This window comes from Curvibacter sp. AEP1-3 (assembly GCF_002163715.1).
Taxonomy (GTDB): Bacteria; Pseudomonadota; Gammaproteobacteria; order Burkholderiales; family Burkholderiaceae_C; genus Allorhodoferax.
In genome coordinates this window covers 1,895,662-1,914,685 of record NZ_CP015698.1, presented here as the reverse complement: position 1 = coordinate 1,914,685, position 19,024 = coordinate 1,895,662, and the positions used below count along the sequence as shown (strand labels likewise).

General features: G+C 58.6%; 17 protein-coding genes and 1 riboswitch. Of the genes, 11 read left to right on the top strand and 6 right to left on the bottom strand.

Going from position 1 to position 19,024, the window contains the following annotated elements:
- The first annotated feature begins 2 nt into the window (after nucleotides 1–2).
- Nucleotides 3–473, top strand: coding sequence for a type II secretion system protein N (locus AEP_RS08845; RefSeq protein WP_087495042.1), 471 nt, complete (start codon nucleotides 3–5; stop codon nucleotides 471–473).
- Between the two features lie 27 nt (nucleotides 474–500).
- Here AEP_RS08845 and ilvA read toward each other — a convergent pair whose 3' ends face one another.
- On the bottom strand, nucleotides 501–2,135 hold the full coding sequence (gene ilvA / locus AEP_RS08840; RefSeq protein WP_232459966.1) for a threonine ammonia-lyase, biosynthetic: 1,635 nt from the start codon (nucleotides 2,133–2,135) through the stop codon (nucleotides 501–503).
- A gap of 115 nt (nucleotides 2,136–2,250) precedes the next feature.
- Here ilvA and AEP_RS08835 point away from each other — a divergent pair, with 115 nt between their 5' ends.
- Both AEP_RS08835 and pelA read left to right on the top strand, forming a co-directional pair.
- A complete protein-coding gene (locus tag AEP_RS08835; protein WP_087495040.1) occupies nucleotides 2,251–2,700 on the top strand; it encodes an OsmC family protein in 450 nt (149 codons plus the stop codon).
- Between the two features lie 75 nt (nucleotides 2,701–2,775).
- On the top strand, nucleotides 2,776–4,338 hold the full coding sequence (gene pelA, locus AEP_RS08830; protein WP_087495039.1) for a pectate lyase: 1,563 nt from the start codon (nucleotides 2,776–2,778) through the stop codon (nucleotides 4,336–4,338).
- Nucleotides 4,339–4,347: 9 nt separating this feature from the next.
- On the opposite strand, the gene coq7 is transcribed toward pelA, so the two are convergent.
- Entirely contained in the window at nucleotides 4,348–4,965 is a 618-nt protein-coding gene (coq7, locus tag AEP_RS08825; protein WP_087495038.1) for a 2-polyprenyl-3-methyl-6-methoxy-1,4-benzoquinone monooxygenase, read from the bottom strand.
- Between the two features lie 253 nt (nucleotides 4,966–5,218).
- On the opposite strand from coq7, the gene AEP_RS08820 reads away from it, so the two are divergent.
- The gene (locus AEP_RS08820) at nucleotides 5,219–6,199 is read left to right on the top strand and encodes a porin (RefSeq protein ID WP_157673116.1); all 981 of its coding nucleotides are present in this window, start codon (nucleotides 5,219–5,221) and stop codon (nucleotides 6,197–6,199) included.
- A 288-nt stretch (nucleotides 6,200–6,487) separates the two neighbouring features.
- Nucleotides 6,488–7,573 (top strand): porin, encoded by a 1,086-nt coding sequence (locus AEP_RS08815; RefSeq protein WP_087495036.1) that lies wholly within the window; start codon nucleotides 6,488–6,490, stop codon nucleotides 7,571–7,573.
- Nucleotides 7,574–7,691: 118 nt separating this feature from the next.
- Here the strand turns inward: AEP_RS08815 and AEP_RS08810 are convergent, their stop codons facing one another.
- A complete protein-coding gene (locus AEP_RS08810) occupies nucleotides 7,692–8,540 on the bottom strand; it encodes a MurR/RpiR family transcriptional regulator (RefSeq protein WP_087495035.1) in 849 nt (282 codons plus the stop codon).
- A 60-nt stretch (nucleotides 8,541–8,600) separates the two neighbouring features.
- Entirely contained in the window at nucleotides 8,601–10,067 is a 1,467-nt protein-coding gene (gene zwf / locus AEP_RS08805; RefSeq protein WP_087495034.1) for a glucose-6-phosphate dehydrogenase, read from the bottom strand.
- A gap of 141 nt (nucleotides 10,068–10,208) precedes the next feature.
- Between zwf and tal the strand changes: the two genes are divergently transcribed.
- The 5 genes from tal to AEP_RS08780 all read left to right on the top strand — a co-directional run bounded on the left by tal (nucleotide 10,209) and on the right by AEP_RS08780 (nucleotide 15,914).
- Nucleotides 10,209–11,156: a transaldolase gene (gene tal / locus AEP_RS08800; protein ID WP_087495033.1), complete on the top strand. Its 948-nt coding sequence runs from the start codon at nucleotides 10,209–10,211 to the stop codon at nucleotides 11,154–11,156.
- A 21-nt stretch (nucleotides 11,157–11,177) separates the two neighbouring features.
- Nucleotides 11,178–12,746: a glucose-6-phosphate isomerase gene (pgi, locus tag AEP_RS08795; protein WP_087495032.1), complete on the top strand. Its 1,569-nt coding sequence runs from the start codon at nucleotides 11,178–11,180 to the stop codon at nucleotides 12,744–12,746.
- A gap of 133 nt (nucleotides 12,747–12,879) precedes the next feature.
- Nucleotides 12,880–14,109, top strand: coding sequence for a winged helix-turn-helix domain-containing protein (locus AEP_RS08790; RefSeq protein WP_087495031.1), 1,230 nt, complete (start codon nucleotides 12,880–12,882; stop codon nucleotides 14,107–14,109).
- 114 nt (nucleotides 14,110–14,223) lie between these two features.
- A complete protein-coding gene (locus tag AEP_RS08785) occupies nucleotides 14,224–15,195 on the top strand; it encodes an MBL fold metallo-hydrolase (protein ID WP_087495030.1) in 972 nt (323 codons plus the stop codon).
- 68 nt (nucleotides 15,196–15,263) lie between these two features.
- Nucleotides 15,264–15,914 carry an HAD family hydrolase gene (locus AEP_RS08780; RefSeq protein WP_087495029.1) on the top strand — a complete coding sequence of 217 codons (651 nt, stop codon included), beginning with the start codon at nucleotides 15,264–15,266 and terminating at the stop codon, nucleotides 15,912–15,914.
- A gap of 226 nt (nucleotides 15,915–16,140) precedes the next feature.
- Here the strand turns inward: AEP_RS08780 and groL are convergent, their stop codons facing one another.
- Both groL and AEP_RS08770 read right to left on the bottom strand, forming a co-directional pair.
- Nucleotides 16,141–17,787 carry a chaperonin GroEL gene (gene groL, locus AEP_RS08775; RefSeq protein ID WP_087495028.1) on the bottom strand — a complete coding sequence of 549 codons (1,647 nt, stop codon included), beginning with the start codon at nucleotides 17,785–17,787 and terminating at the stop codon, nucleotides 16,141–16,143.
- Nucleotides 17,788–17,872: 85 nt separating this feature from the next.
- Nucleotides 17,873–18,163 (bottom strand): co-chaperone GroES, encoded by a 291-nt coding sequence (locus tag AEP_RS08770; RefSeq protein WP_087495027.1) that lies wholly within the window; start codon nucleotides 18,161–18,163, stop codon nucleotides 17,873–17,875.
- A gap of 251 nt (nucleotides 18,164–18,414) precedes the next feature.
- A riboswitch (cyclic di-GMP riboswitch) is annotated at nucleotides 18,415–18,500 on the top strand.
- Nucleotides 18,501–18,562: 62 nt separating this feature from the next.
- On the opposite strand from AEP_RS08770, the gene AEP_RS08765 reads away from it, so the two are divergent.
- Nucleotides 18,563–19,018 carry a hypothetical protein gene (locus AEP_RS08765; protein ID WP_087495026.1) on the top strand — a complete coding sequence of 152 codons (456 nt, stop codon included), beginning with the start codon at nucleotides 18,563–18,565 and terminating at the stop codon, nucleotides 19,016–19,018.
- Nucleotides 19,019–19,024: the final 6 nt, after the last annotated feature.

Here is a 19,024-nt window from a genome sequence, read left to right as displayed (position 1 = left end):
CCATGGTATCCGCTACGTCTGTCTGGCCCCCGCGCATTGCTGCTCTGGTTGTATCCAGCGCGGCTGCATTGAGCGTCGCTTATTGGGGTTTGCATTGGCAGCTTCCGTCCAGCCCGGTGTTGGCTGCCACCTCTTCGAGTGCGGGCGACCAGCCGGTGGACAGCAATGCGGTCGCCAAAGCCTTGGGCGCGACAGCCGCCGCCAAAGAGGCTACATCCTTGGCGCCCCAGGCCACGGAGGCATCGCGCTTTGTGTTGCAGGGCGTGGTGGGCAATGCCAGCGCCGGCAGCGCGCTGATTGCGATTGACGGTAAACCGCCCAAGCCGGTGCGGGTAGGGGATGCAGTGATAGAGGGGTGGACTCTGCGTCTGGTTGAGGGCCGCCGCGCAGTGCTCAGCCGCGATGGTGCGGAATTTGAGCTTACGCTGCCGGCATTGTCCAAACCCGCGACTTTAAGCAAAAAGGCGCCATAGCGCCCGTCCGCTCTGCGCGGACAGCTATCATTTTTGTAGAAACATCCGGTACACCGGATTGTGGGTTTCTTCCACATACGGGTAGTTCAGGGTCTGCAAAAACGTCGAGAAGGCTTTGTCGTCCGCAGCCGGCACCTGCAGCCCTACCAGAATGCGTCCGTAATCGGCACCCTGATTGCGGTAATGGAAGAGGCTGATGTTCCAGCCCGGGCGCATGAGGCTCAGGAACTTCATCAGCGCGCCCGGCCGCTCGGGGAACACAAAGCGCAAAAGCCGCTCGTCTTGCGCCAGGCTGGATATGCCGCCCACCATGTGACGGATGTGCTCTTTGGCCAGTTCGTCGTGTGTCAGGTCCAGGGTCTTGAATCCGTTTTTCTCAAAGTTCTTGGCCACCTTGGCGGATTCGCCTTTGCTTTGGGTGGTAAGGCCCACAAAAACATGGGCGTTGGCCGCATCGCTGATGCGGTAGTTGAACTCTGTCACATTGCGGGTGCCGCCTGGCAGCTCGCCGATCAACTCGCAAAAGCGCTTGAAGCTGCCACGTTCCTCAGGAATGGTGACCGCGAACAGCGCTTCACGCTCTTCACCCACTTCGGCCCGCTCGGCCACAAAGCGCAGGCGGTCGAAGTTCATGTTGGCGCCGCACAGGATGGCAGCGTAGGTTTCGCCCTTGGTTTTGTGTTCGGCCACGTACTGCTTGATCGCCGCCACCGCCAGAGCGCCAGCGGGCTCCACGATGCTGCGCGTGTCTACAAAGATGTCCTTGATAGCGGCGCACACAGCGTCCGTGTCCACCGTCACGTAGCCGTCGACCAGGTCGTGGGCGATGCGGAAGGTTTCTTCACCGACCAGCTTCACGGCGGTACCGTCTGAGAACAGGCCCACGTCGGGCAGCGTGACGCGCTCGTGGGCGCCGACCGACTGGATCATGGCGTTGGAGTCGTTCATCTGCACCCCGATAACCTTGACGCCGGGCGCCACCGCCTTGATGTAGTTCGCCACACCCGAGATCAGGCCACCACCGCCGATGGCCACAAACACCGCATCAATACCGGGGCCGGTTTTGCTGCCGGTTTTGTGGCCGGACTTGGCGGCCTTGTCGGCACCCAGCGTCTGCACTTGGCGCATGATTTCCATGGCCACGGTGCCCTGGCCGGCGATGACGTCCGGGTCGTCAAAGGGGTGCACAAAAGTCAGCCCCTCTTTCTTTTGCAGGGCCAATGCGTGGTCGTAGGCATCGGAATAGCTTTCACCGAACAACACCACTTCACCGCCGAAGCCGCGTACGGCATCGACCTTGAGTTGGGGCGTGGTGGTGGGCATCACGATGATGGCGCGCACGCCCATGCGGCTGGCGGACAAGGCCACGCCCTGGGCGTGGTTGCCGGCGGAGGCGCAAATGACTCCTTTGGCAATCTGCTCGGCAGGCATTTGGGCCATCTTGTTATAGGCGCCACGCAGCTTGAAGCTGCGCACGGGCTGCTGGTCTTCGCGCTTGAACAACACCGTGTTGTGCAGGCGCCGGCTGAGCGCGCGGGCGGGCTCTAGCGCAGTCTCCACCGCCACGTCGTACACACGGGCGGTGAGAATCTTCTTCAGGTAGTCGGCCGGGGTGAGCGGGGCTGGGGTTTTCGGGGCGGGGGACGAGGTCTTGGTGCTCACAGGGCTACACTCCGGTGGGTGAGAAAAGCAGTCGTGGCGCTCCGCGCGGAGCGATTTACGGCATTGTAACGATGTATAGAGTTGCCCCGCGCGGGGCTTAGACAGGAAGCACACCATGGAATGCACCGTAAGTTGGACCGGCGGCCTCAATACCCGCTCAGGCATGGGCTTTGTGGCAGAGACCGGCAGCGGTCACACACTGATGATGGATGGCGCCCCTGACGCTGCCAAACCCGAAAACGGTGGCCAGAATCTGGCTCCCCGGCCCCTGGAAACCGTGCTGGCGGGTACTGGTGGATGCACTGCCTACGACGTGGTGCTCATCCTCAAGCGCGGCCGCCATGATGTGCAGGGCTGTACCGTGAAGCTGACCGCTGAGCGCGCCGAAACAGACCCTAAGGTGTTCACCAAAATCCACATGCAATTCACCGTGACCGGAAAAGGAATTCCTGCCAGCGCCGTGGAGCGTGCCATTGCCATGAGCCACGATAAATACTGCTCGGCCAGCATCATGTTGGGCAAGACAGCGGAAATCACTACAGGGTTTGACCTCACGGAGGTCTGATGACTTTTGCGAAAAATCGCTAGATAATCGGATTTTCTCAATAGTCGTCTGATGACTTAATGTGGGGTCCGAGATATGTCTAGAGGTATTTGGCTGGTTTCTTTGGTGTCTGCCGTCATGGGTGTGGCCGGATTGACTGCTTGCAGTTCGGTCGTACCCACTGCCGTATCTGCTGCCCCTGCTCGTTCTCCCCAGGTTCTGAGAACGGTCGCCCTAATACTGGGCGAACCCAACTTTTCGGTGGATGGTGCCTATCAGGAACTGGAAGAGGGTCTGTACACCCAGCCCGAACTGCGCAACGGCAGTCTGGTAATGGCCCCTTTGGGCGATATCGTTCCGTATCTGGGTGGTCAATACAGCTTCTCAGCCTCTGACGGGCGGATCCAACTCTCGCTGGGCGACAAGACCCTGTTGGCGTCTGTGGGGCAGCGTAACGCCACAGTCAATGGCGCACCGGTGGTTCTGGAGGCCGCGGTAGAAGAGCGCAGTGGGAGTGCCTGGATGCCCGTTAGCTCGGTGTGGGAGGCTATGGGCGCATTCGTCAAATGGGACAAGACCCGCCAACGTCTGACAGGCGCGTTTGTCCTGCCCGCAGGTGCGAAACTGGCCGATTTTGCGCGTGGTGGGCCGGTGACGGAAGAGACTTTGTTGTCCCAAAATGCGACGTTTTATGGAACTGCGGACGGAGTGCGCATGGCCGACGTCATTGTGGGTTACCAGAATGCGGACGGTGGTTGGCCCAAATTGGAGAAAACTGTCAGCCTCTTGACCCCCGTGAATAAAGAGGCACTTACCGGATTCCGCAGCAAGTCCACCATTGACAACGACTCCACGACCAAGCAACTGGTCGCCTTGGCCAAAGTGCATGCGGTCAGCGGCAAGTCCAGCCACAAAGAGTCATTTTTGCGTGGCCTGGATTATTTGTTGGCGGCCCAGCACGCGAGTGGTGGTTGGCAACAATTCTGGCCCCAGCCACAGGGTTACAAGGCGCGCATCACTTTCAATGACGACGCTATCGCGAATGTCCTGGAAATTTTGCGCGATGTTGTCAACAAAGCGCCTGAAATGGCATTTGTGGATGCCGCGCGCGTGGCAAAAGCCCGGGATGCCTACAACAAAGGGTTGAAATTGATTCTGGCCAGCCAAATCTGGATTGACGGCAAAAAGACGGGCTGGGCAGCGCAATATGACGAAGTCACCTTGAAACCGGCCATGGGGCGTGCATTTGAGCTGGCTTCCATCAGTGGTGATGAAAGCGTCAATGTGCTTCGCTTCCTGATGTCCGTGCCTCAACCGGGCCCAGAAGTTGTAGATGCTATTCAAAGCGGTGTCGCTTGGTTTGAGGCTGCAAAACTCTCCGGTATTCGCTTGATTCAAGTGAATGACAAGACATTGGAGTTTGGTTTTGATCGGCGGGTACTTGCAGATCCCGGTGCGCCGCCTTTGTGGGCCAGGTTTTATGACCTAGAGACTGGCCGCCCGCTATTCACTTCCAGGGATGGGGTCAAAAAAACGAGCTACGCAGATGTGAGCTACGAGCGGCGCGTGAAATACAACTGGTACACCAGCGCGGCCGCGGAGCTACTCAGCAAAGACCATCCTGCTTGGCAGGCTCGGAACAAGATGGTTGCCCGTTAGAGCAAGGGTTCAAATCCGCTCTGCCACGGTGGTCATGACTTTGGCAGCAGCGCGCATCAGTTCCTTGACGGGCTGGGGGAGTTCGGCGGCGCCCGCAGCCGCTGCGTCATCCGCATGACGCAACTCGTCGCTTCGCATTTGTGCGACGATGGCTCGCGACTCATGATCGCCCTCCGGAAGCATGGAGAGGTGACTCTCCAAGTGGGCTCCGACTTGGCGCTCTGTTTCTACTACAAAGCCCAAACTCAGGGCATCGCCCATGCGGCCTGCGAGCAGGCCAAGCCCAAAGGCTCCGGCATACCAAAGCGGATTGAATATGGAAGGGCGGGAGCCCAAGGCGTCGAGTCTTTGCGCTGTCCACGCCAGGTGGTCTGTTTCTTCGATGCAAGCTTTGGTGAAGTGTTCACGCAGCGCCTTGTTGGGGGTGGCCAAAGCCTGCGCTGTATATAAAGCCTGTGCACAGACCTCCCCCACATGATTCACACGCATCAGGCCAGCTGCCTTCCTTTTGTCTGCATCACTCAGCTTGGTTTCTCCTTCCGGCAATGTGGGGCAAGCCTGAGAGGGGCGGGGAGTGGCAAACAAGGTGCGCAAGGCAGTATCGGCAGCGTTTAAAAGGGATTCCATACAAATGCTTTGGTTTTCGCGTCAAATCAAGTAAGAAGTCTATCGGGAGTGTGAAAAATTGCCCTTGACGTGGGTTAAAGGCCTTGTTGCACGTCCACAACGGTAACCCGTAGGAACCCTTATTTTTCATCCGTTTTCTTTGCCAAAGCTTCACCGCTCTGGTGCAATAGCCTCAACTTCCTGAACAAGGAGGTTGGCCCGGAGTTCCGAACAATCGGTCCGGAGCTCTATGTTTAACCTTGGAGTATTTCTAATGAAAAAGACTTTGATCGCTTTGGCCGTTCTGGCTGCTTCCGGCGCTTCTTTCGCTCAAGTAACCATCACTGGTAACTACACAGCTGGCTACCGCGCTTCTTCCGCTGGTGGTGCTGATTCCTCCGGTTTGGGTAACGACACTTCTTTGGTGACTTTCACCGCTAAGGAAGACTTGGGCGGCGGTTTGTCTGCTTCCGCATTCATGAACATCGACGGCCTGACACGCGGTGGCGTGGGCGGTGGTGATTCCGGTATGGCTTTGGCTGGCGGCTTCGGTAAGCTGTCTTTGGAAACTGGCCGTGGTTCTGACTACCTGTCCGGCGGCACCGCTGGCGTGGGTGGCGTTGGCTTGGACGACAAAGTGTTCTCCCGTTTGGACGCTTCTGACTCCATCGCTTACACATCCCCTTCTTTTGGTGGCCTGACATTCGGCATCTCTCATGACGAAGGCGCAGTGAACCGCGCTTCTGAAGCTACTTCTCCTGTTGGCTTGGGCGTTGGCGCCGCTGGTACTCCAGTTGCTGACACATACCAGCGCGGCGTGGGCGTGACTGTTGGTTACGCTGCAGGTCCTTTGGCTGTGAACGGTAACTACAAGGTTTGGGATCAAGCCGGTACCGTTGACAACAACAGCAAGAACCGTATCAGCCTGCGTGGTTCCTACGACCTGGGCGTTGCCAAGGTTGGCGCTGGTTTCCGTAACCAACAATTCGTGACCGGCACACGTCAAGATTCCTTCTTGGCTGTTGGCTTCGCTGCTACTTCCCAACTGCAATTGGGCGCTGACTGGGGTCAACGCACTCAAGCTGACCGTAAGACAGCTACCGATAACGGTACACGCGGTGGTTACGGCTTGAAGGCTGAGTACTCCTTGTCCAAGCGTACCAGCGTGGTTGCTGCCTACGCTTCTTGGGAGCCAACCGTTGGTGCCGCAAACCGCAGCACAGAAACCAACCTGTTGTTGTCTCACTCCTTCTAAATCCCTGCTGGCGTAAGCCAGTTGGTTTAGAGAGTAAAAAAGCCGCCTTCGGGCGGCTTTTTTTATACTCGAAGAAGTTCGCATTGTGAAAAAATTGGCGTAGTTGGTGCTATTACAACAAAAAACCAAAAACGAACGGTCGCTCTATATTTTGGAGGCCAACTTACATGACGGCGGTGTGAATTTTTGTTTCAATAGCACTTACTTCTTTATTTGGGAAGTAAGTAGCTCACTGTTTTGACTCTGGTCAGCGGTGAGATCTCTAACTTAAATTGAGTGAGACACACCATGAAAAAATCTCTTATCGCGTTGGCCGTCGTTGCTATCAGCGGCGCAGCTAGCGCCCAAGTTACCATCACCGGCAACTACACCTTCGGCTACAAGACCAGCACAACTGCCCCAAGCACTGCGGCAACTGGGTCAACAGTTACACAGCAAGTCACCCAGGCTATCGCCGGCGGTAATGCTGGAAACCCTACCGGTGACGCTTCTGGTTTGGGTATCGACACATCTTTGGTGACTTTCTCTGCGAAGGAAGACCTTGGTGGCGGCATGAATGTTGCCGCTGAAATGAACATTGATGGCTTGAACCGCGGTGGCGTATCCGGTGGAGACTCTTCCTTGAAGCTGACCACTTCCGTGGGCCGTATTACCCTGCAGACATACAAGCCTGTAGATTACCTATCCGGTGGTATTTCCGGCGTAGGTGGTGTGGGCATGGATAACAAAGTTTTCCCAGCACGTGGTTTGAAAGACTCCATTGGTTTTGATACCAAGTTGGGCCCTGTGTTCGTGGGTCTCGCTCATGGTGAGCAGGCTTCTGCTTCCGGTGGCAGCACATCTGGCGTCGGTATGGGCCTGGGTGTTGGTGGAGCTGGTGCTGCAAGCACTACAGGTCAACGTTACAACAGCCTTTCTGCGACCTATGTTGGTGGCCCGCTGGTAGCCAATGTGAATTATCTGGTCTACGACGGTCGCACAGATAACGTTAACACTTCCTACAAAGATGTGATCCGTACTGCAGCTTCTTACGACTTTGGTGCAGCTAAAGTTGGTGGTGGTGTGTCTGTCTTGACCGTCACCGGTGGCGGCGTGCTGACAGACTCTTTGGTTGCAGTATCTGTTCCTGTGACTTCTGCGTTGACTTTGGGCGCTAACTTCGCGATGGAAAACTATACAGGTACTGTAGTGCAGGCCGCAGTTGGTATCACCAAAGCTGGTCAGCAAGATCAAACACGTAGCGGCTACGGTTTGTCTGCATCGTATGCATTGAGCAAGCGCACTAGCGTTATCGCTAGCTACGCAAATTGGTTGCCTTATGAAGGTGCGGCTCGTAACGCCGAAACCAACCTGTTGTTGTCCCACTCCTTCTAATCTGACGCTGGCCTAAGCCAGTGTTCGACTATGAATAAAGCCCCGCTGCAGCAGTGCAGCGGGGCTTTTCATTGTGTGACCCGGAGTGTGAACGCCGGGAAGCGTGTCAGCTTCAGCTTCACGCGTAACGTTTGTTCCGCAAGTTGTGCTTCATCTCACTCAGCAAAGGCTGCAGCTTCCCGCCGCCAATGCGCAAGGCTACGCAGGTAGCCAGAATGTCGACGATCATCAGGTGCAGCAAACGGGAAACCATGGGGCTGTATTTGTCAAAGCCTTCCGGGTGGTCCGCGCTCAGGTGAATGTGCCCTGCACTGGCCAGGGGAGAGCCACTGGCGGTGATGACGATGGTGGTTGCCCCGTTCTTGCGCGCAATGTCGCAGGCATCCATCAGGTCGCGGGTGCGGCCTGAATTGCTGATCACCACTACGCAATCGCCTGGCCCCAAGATGGATGCACTCATCACTTGCATATGGCCGTCGCTGTAGGCGGTGGTGTTGATGCCCAACCGGAAGAACTTGTGTTGCGCATCCTGCGCCACGATGCCCGAGTTACCCACGCCGAAGAACTGGATCTGGCGACCCGCGCCGTAGGCTTCGACCAAAGCGACCACCGCCTTTTCAATCGCCATGGTGGAAGCATCGTTCCGGTAGCGCAAAAAGGCGGCTACTGTGTTGTCGATTACCTTGACCATCACGTCGCCGGTCTTGTCATCCGCATCCACGCTGCGGTGAATGAAGGGAACACCTTCATTCACAGTGCCCGCTAGTTTGAGCTTGAAGTCGGACAGGCCGTCGTAGCCCACGCTTCGGCAAAAGCGAACGACTGTGGGCTTGCTGACGTGGGCACGGTCGGCCAACTCACTGACGGGCAGCTTTGCGAAGGCGCGAGGATCTGCCAAGCAGAGCTTGCCGACGCGCTGCTCGGCTGGAGCCAAAGATGGCAGGGATGCTTTGATTCGATCCAACATGGTCGGTACTTCCAGGTGGACGTAGCGGTCGCCTCTGGCGGCCTCTACGTCATCAGCACATCAAGACTCTTCTGACCAGCAGAAGCCGTCGCGGGCGATCATGGCGCTGGAGGCACTGGGGCCCCACGTGCCGGCGGCGTAGAGTCGCGGGCCGGAAGTGTCTGCCGCCCAGTGCTCCAGCATCGGCTCGACCCAGCGCCATGCTTCTTCCTGCTCATCGCTGCGGACGAACAGGTTCAAGCGACCGTCGATCACGTCCAGCAGCAAGCGTTCATACGCGCCCACACGCTCAGAACCGAAGCGTTTGTCGAAATCCAGGTCCAACTGCACAGGTGCAAGGCTTTGAGAAGCTGATGCACGGCTCTGGCGGTTGTCCTGGCCTTGTGCCAGCAAGTGCAGCTCCAAGCCGTCTTTGGGTTGCAAGTTGATCACCAAGCGGTTGCCCACACCTTCGTTGGAATTGAAGATGGCGTGCGGCGTGGGACGGAAGTTGATCACGATGCGTGCATCGCGTCCCGACAAGCGCTTGCCGGTACGGATGTAAAAGGGCACACCGGCCCAACGCCAGTTGGCAATTTCGGTGCGCAGGGCGACAAAGGTTTCGGTGTTGCTTTGCGGGTTGACGCCGGTTTCTTCCCGGTAGCCAGGCACCTTGGCGCCGCCGCTAGTGCCAGCAGAGTATTGGCCGCGTACCACATCCTGCTTCAAAGTCTCTTGGGTCCAAGGCTTCAGGGAGCGCAGCACTTTGAGCTTCTCATCGCGAATGGCGTCGGCGCCCGCGTTGATGGGCGGCTCCATTGCAATGGCACACAGCAATTGCAGCGCGTGGTTCTGCACCATGTCACGCAAGGCGCCCGTGGTTTCGTAAAACGCGCCACGGCTTTCCACGCCAAGATCCTCGGCGATAGTGATCTGGATGTTGGCAATGTGCTCGCGGCGCCAGAGCGGCTCAAACAGAGCGTTGCCGAAGCGCATGGCAAACAGGTTTTGCACTGAAGGCTTGCCCAGATAGTGGTCGATGCGGTACACCTGCTCTTCTGCAAAGAAGCGGCTCACCGTCTGGTTGATGGCGCGGTTGGATGCCAGGTCGTGACCCAAGGGCTTTTCCAGCACGATGCGCACCTTGGGGCTGTTCAGCCCCGAGGCGGCCAACTGCTCGCACACATTCGTAAACAGGCTGGGCGCAGTGGCCACGTACATCACGATGCCGTCGGCATTGCGCGCGTTCAGGGTTTCTGCCAGACGGGCGTAGTCTTCGGACTTGGACAAGTCCATGCGCACAAATTCGAGGATGGCGGCAAAGCGGGCAAACTCTTCGGCGCTGGGGCGCTTGGCAAGCTCGACTTTTTCAAAGCGGGACTGGATCAGCGCGCGGTACTGGTCATGGCTCAGGTCATCGCGGCCCACGCCGATGATGCGGCCGCCCTCAGGCAAAGTGCCATGGCGGAAGGCCTGAAACAGTGCGGGCATGAGTTTGCGCCAGGCCAAATCGCCGGTGCCGCCGAACATGACTAAATCAAAGCTCATAAGACTGGGTGTACGTTTAAGAGTTACATGAAAGCTGACGTTGTAATGTAACTTTGTTTCATTGATAATTCAAGGGAACAAATCGCAACTCTTTGCGCGTTTTCCCCTAGTTTTAAACCCCGGCCTCGCGGCCCGTGCCCCATGAACCAACTCGACGCACTCAAACAATTCACCACCGTCGTTGCCGACACCGGCGACTTCAAACAGCTGGACGCTTTCAAACCCCAGGACGCGACCACCAACCCGTCGCTGATTTTGAAAGCGGTGCAAAAGGCCGACTACGCGCCTTTGGTGAAAGACACTGTGAACCAATTCCGTGGCCGCGCCATGGACGAAATCGTGGATCGTTTGTTGGTGCGTTTCGGTTGCGAAATCCTGTCCATCATTCCAGGCCGCGTGTCGACTGAAGTGGACGCCCGCCTGAGCTTTGACACCGCTGCTACTGTGGCCCGCGGTGAGCGTCTGATTGAGCTGTACCAAGCCCAAGGCATTCACTCCGATCGCGTCTTGATCAAGGTAGCCTCTACCTGGGAAGGCATCAAGGCTGCCGAGCAGTTGGAGCGCAAGGGCATCCACACCAACCTGACCTTGTTGTTCGCGTTCTGCCAAGCAGTGGCCTGTGGACAGGCCAAGGTGCAGCTGATTTCTCCCTTCGTCGGCCGCATTTACGACTGGTACAAAAAGAACGCTGGCGCTGCGTGGGTGGAAGCCGATAACGCTGAACTGAACGACCCCGGCGTGAAGTCCGTGGCGCAGATCTACAACTACTACAAGAAGTTCGGCATCGCCACCGAAGTAATGGGGGCGAGCTTCCGCAACGTAGGTCAAATCACTGCGCTGGCCGGCTGCGACCTGCTGACCATCAGCCCCGACCTGTTGGCGCAGATGGCCGCCACAGACACGCCCGTTACCCAACATCTGAAAGCTGACGCCGCCAAGGCTGCCGACATCGAACACGTCAGTTACGACGAAGCCGGTTTTCGCTTGGCCCTGAACAACGACGCCATGGCAACCGAAAAGCTGGCCGAGGGTATCCGCGCGTTTTGCGTGGATGCCGTCAAGCTCGAACAGCTGCTGCTGGCAGCCTGATCCCAGGAGGAAGCTGCGACCATGGCACGTACCCGATGTGACCGCACGCCCGCCTGGGCCCAACTGCAAGCCGCGTATCAGGCCACCGGCCAGGCGCTCGACATCCGAGATGCCTTCAAGGCCGATGCGCAGCGCTTCAGCCGCTTCAGCCAGGAGGCCCCCTATGTGTTTGCGGACTTGTCCAAAAACCGTATCGACGCTGCGACCGAAGCCCTGCTGATGGACCTGGCGCGCCAGAGCGGCGTGTTGGAACACCGCGACGCCATGTTCGCCGGCCAGAAAATCAACAACACCGAGCAGCGCGAGGTGTGGCACGTTTTGTTGAGAAATCCGCTTTTAGCGCCCGTGGAATATGCGGGAGCAGCTCCTGAATTCATAGCAGGTGAGCAGGCCAAGGTGCACGCTACGTTGGACGCGATGCTGGCCTATGCCGAGCAGCTGCGTGCAGATACGGCCATCACCGACGTGGTGAACATCGGAATCGGCGGCTCGGACCTCGGCCCTCAAATGGCGGTGCTCGCGTTGGACGCGTTTGCGGACAGTGGCAAGCGCCTTCACTTTGTGAGCAATGTGGACGGCCACGAACTGGCCGCCAAGCTGCCGCTTTTGAAGCCGGAAAGCACGGTCTTCCTGATTGCCAGCAAGACATTCACCACGATCGAGACCATGACCAACGCGGCCTCCGCCAAGGCCTGGTTTCTGTCGCAGGGCGGTACCGACATTGCGCGCCACTTCGCGGCATTGACCACCAACGTGGCGGCGGCCAATGCGTTCGGCATCACCACCACCTTTGGATTTTGGGACTGGGTGGGCGGACGCTACTCCATGTGGTCGGCCATTGGTTTGCCGATTGCCATTGCCATCGGCGCCCAAGGCTTCCGCGATTTCCTCGCGGGTGCCCACGCCATGGACGAGCACTTCCGCACCGCGCCACTGGAAAGTAACTTGCCGGTGCGCCTGGGCCTGTTGGACGTGTGGTACCGCAATTTCCACGGCTTTACCAGTCGCAGCATTGCGCCTTATCACAGCGCCTTGCGCCGCGTGCCGGCTTACCTGCAGCAGTTGGAGATGGAGAGCAACGGCAAGCGTGTGGATGCGTCAGGTGAAGCCTTGCCCTTTGGTACCTGCCCGGTGCTCTGGGGCGAGCCAGGCACCAATGGCCAGCATGCCTACTTTCAGATGCTACACCAAGGGACGGACGTAGTGCCCGTGGAGTTCATCGCCGTCAAAAAGGCGCGTCATCACCTGAAGGGCCACCAACCCATGCTGCTGGCCAACGTGCTGGCGCAGGCGCAGGCACTCATGCAGGGCAAAGTGGATGCAGGCGGCCACAAGCACTTCACGGGCAATCGCCCCAGCACCTTCTTGTTGCTGGACGACTTGACGCCAGCTTCGCTGGGCGCGCTGATTGCGCTGCAGGAGCATCGCGTGTTTGTGAGCGGCAGTCTGTGGGGCATCAACAGCTTTGACCAGTGGGGCGTGGAGCTGGGCAAGGTGTTGGCCAAGGACATTGAGCCGCGCTTGGCGTCGGGGGATGTGTCCGGGTTGGATGGCTCTACGGCGGGGCTGTTGGCGCGGTTGAGGGCGTGATCTCCATGGCGGGCGACACAACGGGACATTGCGACGGGCTCATGCCGCCAAATTGCAGAAAACGCAGTTTCGGCGAAGCCAAATCGCCCGCCGCAACATCCCGCTGTGTCGCTTCGCTTTCACTATATTGACAATGATCACACTGCAGCAAGCCCGTAATCTGCACCTCGCAGCGCAGGGCCTGTTGCAAGCGCCTACGCGCGCGGCCAAGCCCACTGACATAGCCGCCTGCATTCAGCGCATGGCGTTGCTGCAGATAGACACCATCCACGTCGTCTCGCGCAGCCCGTATCTGGTGCTGCATTCCCGCTTGGGGGACTACCCGCGCGAATGGCTGGAGGAGGCCTTGGCCTCCGGCCAGATATTTGAGACCTGGGCGCATGAGGCCTGCTTTGCGCCCATGGCTGATTTGCACCTGCACCGCGCCTACAACCGCCTCACCCGCCGCCACTGGGGGCTGGCCAAAGCCGACAAGACCCACGTGGCGCAGCGCCCCCATCTCGACAAGCTGCTGGAGCACATACGCAACCATGGACCCGTGAAGTCGTCGGACTTTGAACGGCCCGAGGGCAAGGGCGGTGCTTGGTGGGGCTGGAAGGACGAGAAGCGCTGGCTGGAGGCACTGTTCGGCTTGGGTGAGTTGATGATTGCGCGGCGCGAGAACTTTCACCGTGTCTATGACCTCAGCGAGCGCGTCGCACCACAGTTGTTGCAACCCGCGCCGGAATTGGATCCTGCGGAACTCGACACTGCGCTGACTGAAAAAGCGATTGCGGCGTTGGGCATCACCCAGGCGCGCTGGGTGCATGACTATTTCCGCACCAAGCCCCGCCTCAAGGACCCAGACCTCGACACCCTGGTGGAGCAGGGCCGGGTACTGCGTGTGGAGGTGCAAGGCTGGGATGCGCCGGGCTATGTGCATGCCAGCCACGCCGCGCTGCTAAAAAAGGCCGTTACCGGCCGGCTGGAAGCCACGCACACCACTTTGTTGTCGCCCTTTGACCCGGTGGTGTGGGACCGGGAACGGGCCTCCGCCTTTTTTGATTTCGATTACCGACTGGAGTGCTACACGCCCGAAGAAAAGCGTGTCTATGGCTATTTTGTGCTGCCCATTCTGTGCTGTGGTGAACTCATTGGACGGCTAGACGCCAAGGCGCACCGCGCAGAAGGCGTATTCGAGGTGCGGGCGCTCCATGTGCAACCCGGCACGGTGTGGACCGCTGCACAAGTGGCCGATGTGGCGCAGGCTATCCAGCGCAGTGCCGATTGGCACGGCACCCCCAAAGTGCGCATCACCCGCACGCAACCGGCCAAGGTAGCGGCTGCACTTCGACGTGCGCTAAAAGAGGCAGTTACAAGCTGATCCACGCGAGCGACTGCGATAACCCCGCAAGTTTTCCGGATTTCTTTGGCGATTCTGCACGATGTAGTTGCGTTTGAGACTATTCGGTCTTTATTCAAACTAAGGAGATTGCACATGGTGACTCGGCGCGACTTTTTTGTGGGCGGTGGAGCCGCATTGGCAGCCTATGCTGCGGGTTCGTTCATGCCCTTGGGCGCCCAATCGGCGCCGAATTTCGGGGCTCCCAGCGTGGTGCAGGTGGGATTCCGCAAGCAGAAAATCGGCGACATCGAAGTTATTGCCCTGAACGACGGCGTGACCCGTCGCCCGCTGGCTGCCGAGTTTGTGCGCAATGCGCCCTTGGGCGAAGTGCAGGAACTGTTGCGTTCGCAAAACCTACCGACCGAGTACCTGGATGTGCCTTACACCGCGTTCCTGGTGGTTTCGGGCAACCGAAAGGTCCTGATGGACACCGGCTTCTCAGACAACGGTGGCCCCACCACCGGGCGCTTGCTGGCCAACCTGAATGCAGCAGGCTACAAGGCCGAGGACATCGATACTGTGATCCTGAGCCACTTCCATGGCGATCACATCCTGGGCGTGCGCAACAAGGCCGGGCAGTTGGTGTATCCCAACGCCAAGATCATGGTCCCGTCCGTTGAGCATGCGTTCTGGATGGACGACGCACGCATGGCAGCCGCACCTGACGCCATGAAAGGCGCCTTCCAGACCGTGCGCCGCATGCTGGGCGGATTGAATGACAGCCAGTTGGTCAAATTTGAAGCGGGTACCGAGATTGTTCCCGGCATCAAGAGCGTCGCGGCCTACGGCCACACACCGGGCCACACGCTGTTCATGGTGGAAAGCAAGGGCGAGAAGTTCGCCTACCTGGCCGACATCACCAACGTGCCGCAACTCTTTGCCCGCAACCCGGATTGGGCGGTACAGTTCGACATGAACGCCGAAGACGCGCGCGTGGCCCGCCGCAAGGTATTTGACATGATCGTGGCGGACAAGGTCATGGCGGGCGGCTTCCACTTCCCATTCCCGGCTTTCGGCCGCGTGGAAAAGTTGGGTAACGGCTTCGAGTTCAAGCCTGTCGCCTGATTCCCCGGCAACCCAAAGAAGAGCCCCGCTGGCGCTATGCTGGTGGGGCTTTTTATTGGGATAACAAGATGAATGTGGTGTTTGATTTCGGCGCGGTGTTGTTCACCTGGCGCCCGGTGGATTTGATGATGGAGTGCTTTCCGCAGCATGCGCCTACCCGCGCGGAGGCAGGGCATTTGGCCCATGAGGTGTTCGGCCACGCCGAATGGCAGGCCTTTGACCGCGGCACCGTCTCCATGCCCGACGTCATTGCGCAGGTTGGCCGGCGCGTAGGCCTGGACGCCACAGTGTTGGGCACGCTGGTAGAAAGCATTGGCGACCGTCTTTCGCCTATGCCCGAGTCGGTGGCGCTGTTCCATCAGTTGGTGGCCTTGCGTGCGCAGCGCGCAGCAACCGGAGGCGAGCCCGTGCGGCTCTACTACCTCTCCAACATGCCTGTGCCCTATGCCCGCACACTGGAGCGGATGAACCCGTTCCTGAAAGAATTCGACGGCGGTATTTTTTCAGGCGACGAGCTGCTCATCAAACCTGAACCAGCGATCTACCAGTGGCTCCAAACGTGCTACGCCCTGGAGCCCGCCAAGACCGTGTTTCTGGACGACCTGCTCCCCAACATCCAGGCGGCGCAGGCCGAGGGCTGGCACGGCATCCACTTCCACAACGCGCAGCAAGCCACCCAAGAGCTGCAAGCCCTGGGTTTAAGCGAAATCAGCCTCTAGCGCCTATGGAGTAAGCGCGAGCAGCTATAAAAAGCATAGTAAGAAAGACGTAAAAAAGCCCCGCAAGGCAAAACCGAGCGGGGCTTTTTTATTGGGTTTGCAGTCGAAAGCAATAACGCCACATCGACGCAGCATGAGGTGCCAGGCCAAGGAGCAAGGGCGCAGACAGTACCTAAGGTACGGCAAGCCCTTGCAACGCCGGCATGGCGCCTCAGGCAAGGAGCAATTACATGCCCATGCCGCCCATGCCGCCCATGCCACCCATATCAGGCATACCGCCGCCAGCAGCTTCTTCCTTAGGAGCTTCAGACACCATGCACTCGGTAGTCAGCATCAGGGAAGCCACGGAAGCAGCGTTCTGCAGGGCAGTACGTGTCACCTTGGTGGGGTCCAGAATACCCATTTCGATCATGTCGCCGTAGGTGTCGTTGGCAGCGTTGAAGCCGTAGTTGCCCTTGCCGGCCAACACAGCGTTCACCACCACAGAGGCTTCGCCACCGGCGTTGAACACGATCTCGCGCAGAGGCGCTTCGATGGCCTTCAACACCAGCTTGATACCGGCGTCCTGGTCGGCGTTGTCACCGGTGATGGTGCCAGCAGCTTGCTTGGCGCGCAGTAGTGCCACGCCGCCACCAGCCACAATGCCTTCTTCCACGGCAGCGCGGGTAGCGTGCAGGGCGTCTTCCACGCGGGCCTTCTTTTCCTTCATTTCGACTTCGGTAGCAGCGCCCACCTTGATCACGGCAACACCGCCAGCCAACTTGGCCACGCGCTCTTGCAGCTTTTCACGGTCGTAGTCGGAAGTGGCTTCTTCGATCTGGATGCGCACTTGCTTCACGCGGGCTTCGATGTCAGCAGCAGCGCCAGCACCGTCGATGATGATGGTGTTTTCCTTGCCCACTTCGATGCGCTTGGCAGAACCCAGGTCAGCCAAAGTCACTTTTTCCAGGGACAGGCCGATTTCTTCTGCAATCACCTTGCCGCCGGTCAGGATGGCGATGTCTTCCAACATGGCCTTGCGACGGTCGCCGAAGCCGGGAGCCTTCACAGCCACCACCTTCAGGATGCCGCGGATGGTGTTCACCACCAAGGTTGCCAGGGCTTCGCCATCGACATCTTCAGCAATGATCAACAAAGGACGGCCAGCCTTAGCGACTTGTTCCAGGGTAGGAAGGAGGTCACGGATGTTGCTGATTTTCTTGTCGAACAACAGCACGAAGGGGTTGTCCAGCAAGGCAGCTTGCTTTTCGGGGTTGTTGATGAAGTAGGGGGACAGGTAGCCGCGGTCGAACTGCATGCCTTCAACGACATCGAGTTCGTTCTGCAGGGACTTGCCGTCTTCCACAGTGATCACGCCTTCTTTGCCCACTTTGTCCATCGCGTTGGCGATGATTTCGCCGATGCTGTGGTCGCTGTTGGCAGAAATGGAGCCGACTTGGGCGATTTCTTTGGAAGTGGTGGTGGCCTTGGAAGCCTTCTTCAGTTCGGCGATCAAAGCAGTCACTGCTTTGTCGATACCGCGCTTCAGGTCCATGGGGTTCATGCCGGCGGCAACGTACTTCATGCCTTCACGCACGATGGCTTGGGCCAGCACGGTAGCGGTAGTCGTACCGTCACCAGCATTGTCAGAAGTCTTGGAAGCGACTTCCTTGACCATCTGCGCGCCCATGTTTTGCAGCTTGTCTTTGAGTTCGATTTCCTTGGCCACGGACACACCGTCCTTGGTCACGGTAGGGGCGCCGAAAGAGCGCTCCAACACCACGTTACGACCCTTAGGGCCCAAAGTCACCTTGACCGCGTTGGCCAAAATGTTCACGCCTTCAACCATGCGTGCGCGGGCTTCGCCGCCGAAAATTACGTCTTTTGCTGCCATGTTTGGCTCCTAAGATTTAAGTAAAAAGGACTGCCAGCGCGCATCGGATATGCGCAACCAGCTATGAATTCAGTAGCGGATCAGCTTAGGCTTCGACGACTGCGAACAGGTCGTCTTCCTTCATGACCAGCAGCTCGTCGCCGTCGACCTTGACGGTTTGGCCGGAGTATTTGCCGAACAACACGCGGTCGCCGACTTTCACGGTCAGGGCCTTGGTTTCGCCCTTGTCATTGGTCTTGCCGGGGCCGACAGCCAACACTTCACCTTGATCTGGCTTTTCAGCAGCGGCATCAGGAATGTAGATACCGGAAGCGGTGCGGGTTTCGTTTTCAACGCGCTTCACAATCACGCGGTCTGCCAAAGGGCGCAGTTTCATGAAAAATCTCCTAAATAGGGAAACAAGGAACACCAGGCGCTGCCAAAAAGTAGCAGCGTCCTGAGAACTAACCCGGCGGTGCTGTTAGCACTCGATGCCAGTGAGTGCTAATGATAAGGGGTTTTCCGCCCGTTTCAAGGGCAGCCGGTGGTTCTCAAGGGCTATTTCTCCGGCCATCTGCCTGACTTGAGCGGCTAGAAAACCGGTTTGGTGGATTCCTTGGCTTCCTCTATAGTCTTGTTTTCGCGCATAGAGCGCATGGGCAAACCTGCCGAGAGGCAGGGACGCAAAGCCTCCGGTCCTCCCTGCACAGCAGGCGGATAGCGGGGTTGCTTTCATCAGCGTTGGCTGTGGAAACGGCGTCATGCCCTCCGGATGCAAAGTACTGGAGTCCACACCATGAAGCAAACCAAGCCCTTTGGACGGGCTTACATCCCCGCGGCAGAGGCCGCCGCTGCCCGAAATGCCGAGCCCCAGATGCCCCAGTCGGCGGCGGCTCAGGAGGATGGTGGAGCAGCGCCCACCGGCAGTGCCGATTTGTTCAGTCTGAGCGGCGGCGCCCTTCCCATGGACTCGCCCGAAGTCGCACGCCCTTGGCAGCAAAAAATCCGGGAGTGGTGCTCCTTGGCGGCCACCGTCATCGCATTGCTCACGGTGTATGTGCTGCTGCGGGACAGCATGGCCCTGGCCAATTTGCTGCAGCAGGTCACGACCGAAGAAACGGTGATGATCTGCAAGGACGGCAAGATGGTCTACCCCGACTACAGCATCCTTGACCGGCTGATGAACAACGGACGCTTCTTGTGCACCGAGTGGAGCGTGCAACGCGGCTTTCTCACGCTACCGCGCCACTGATCGCAG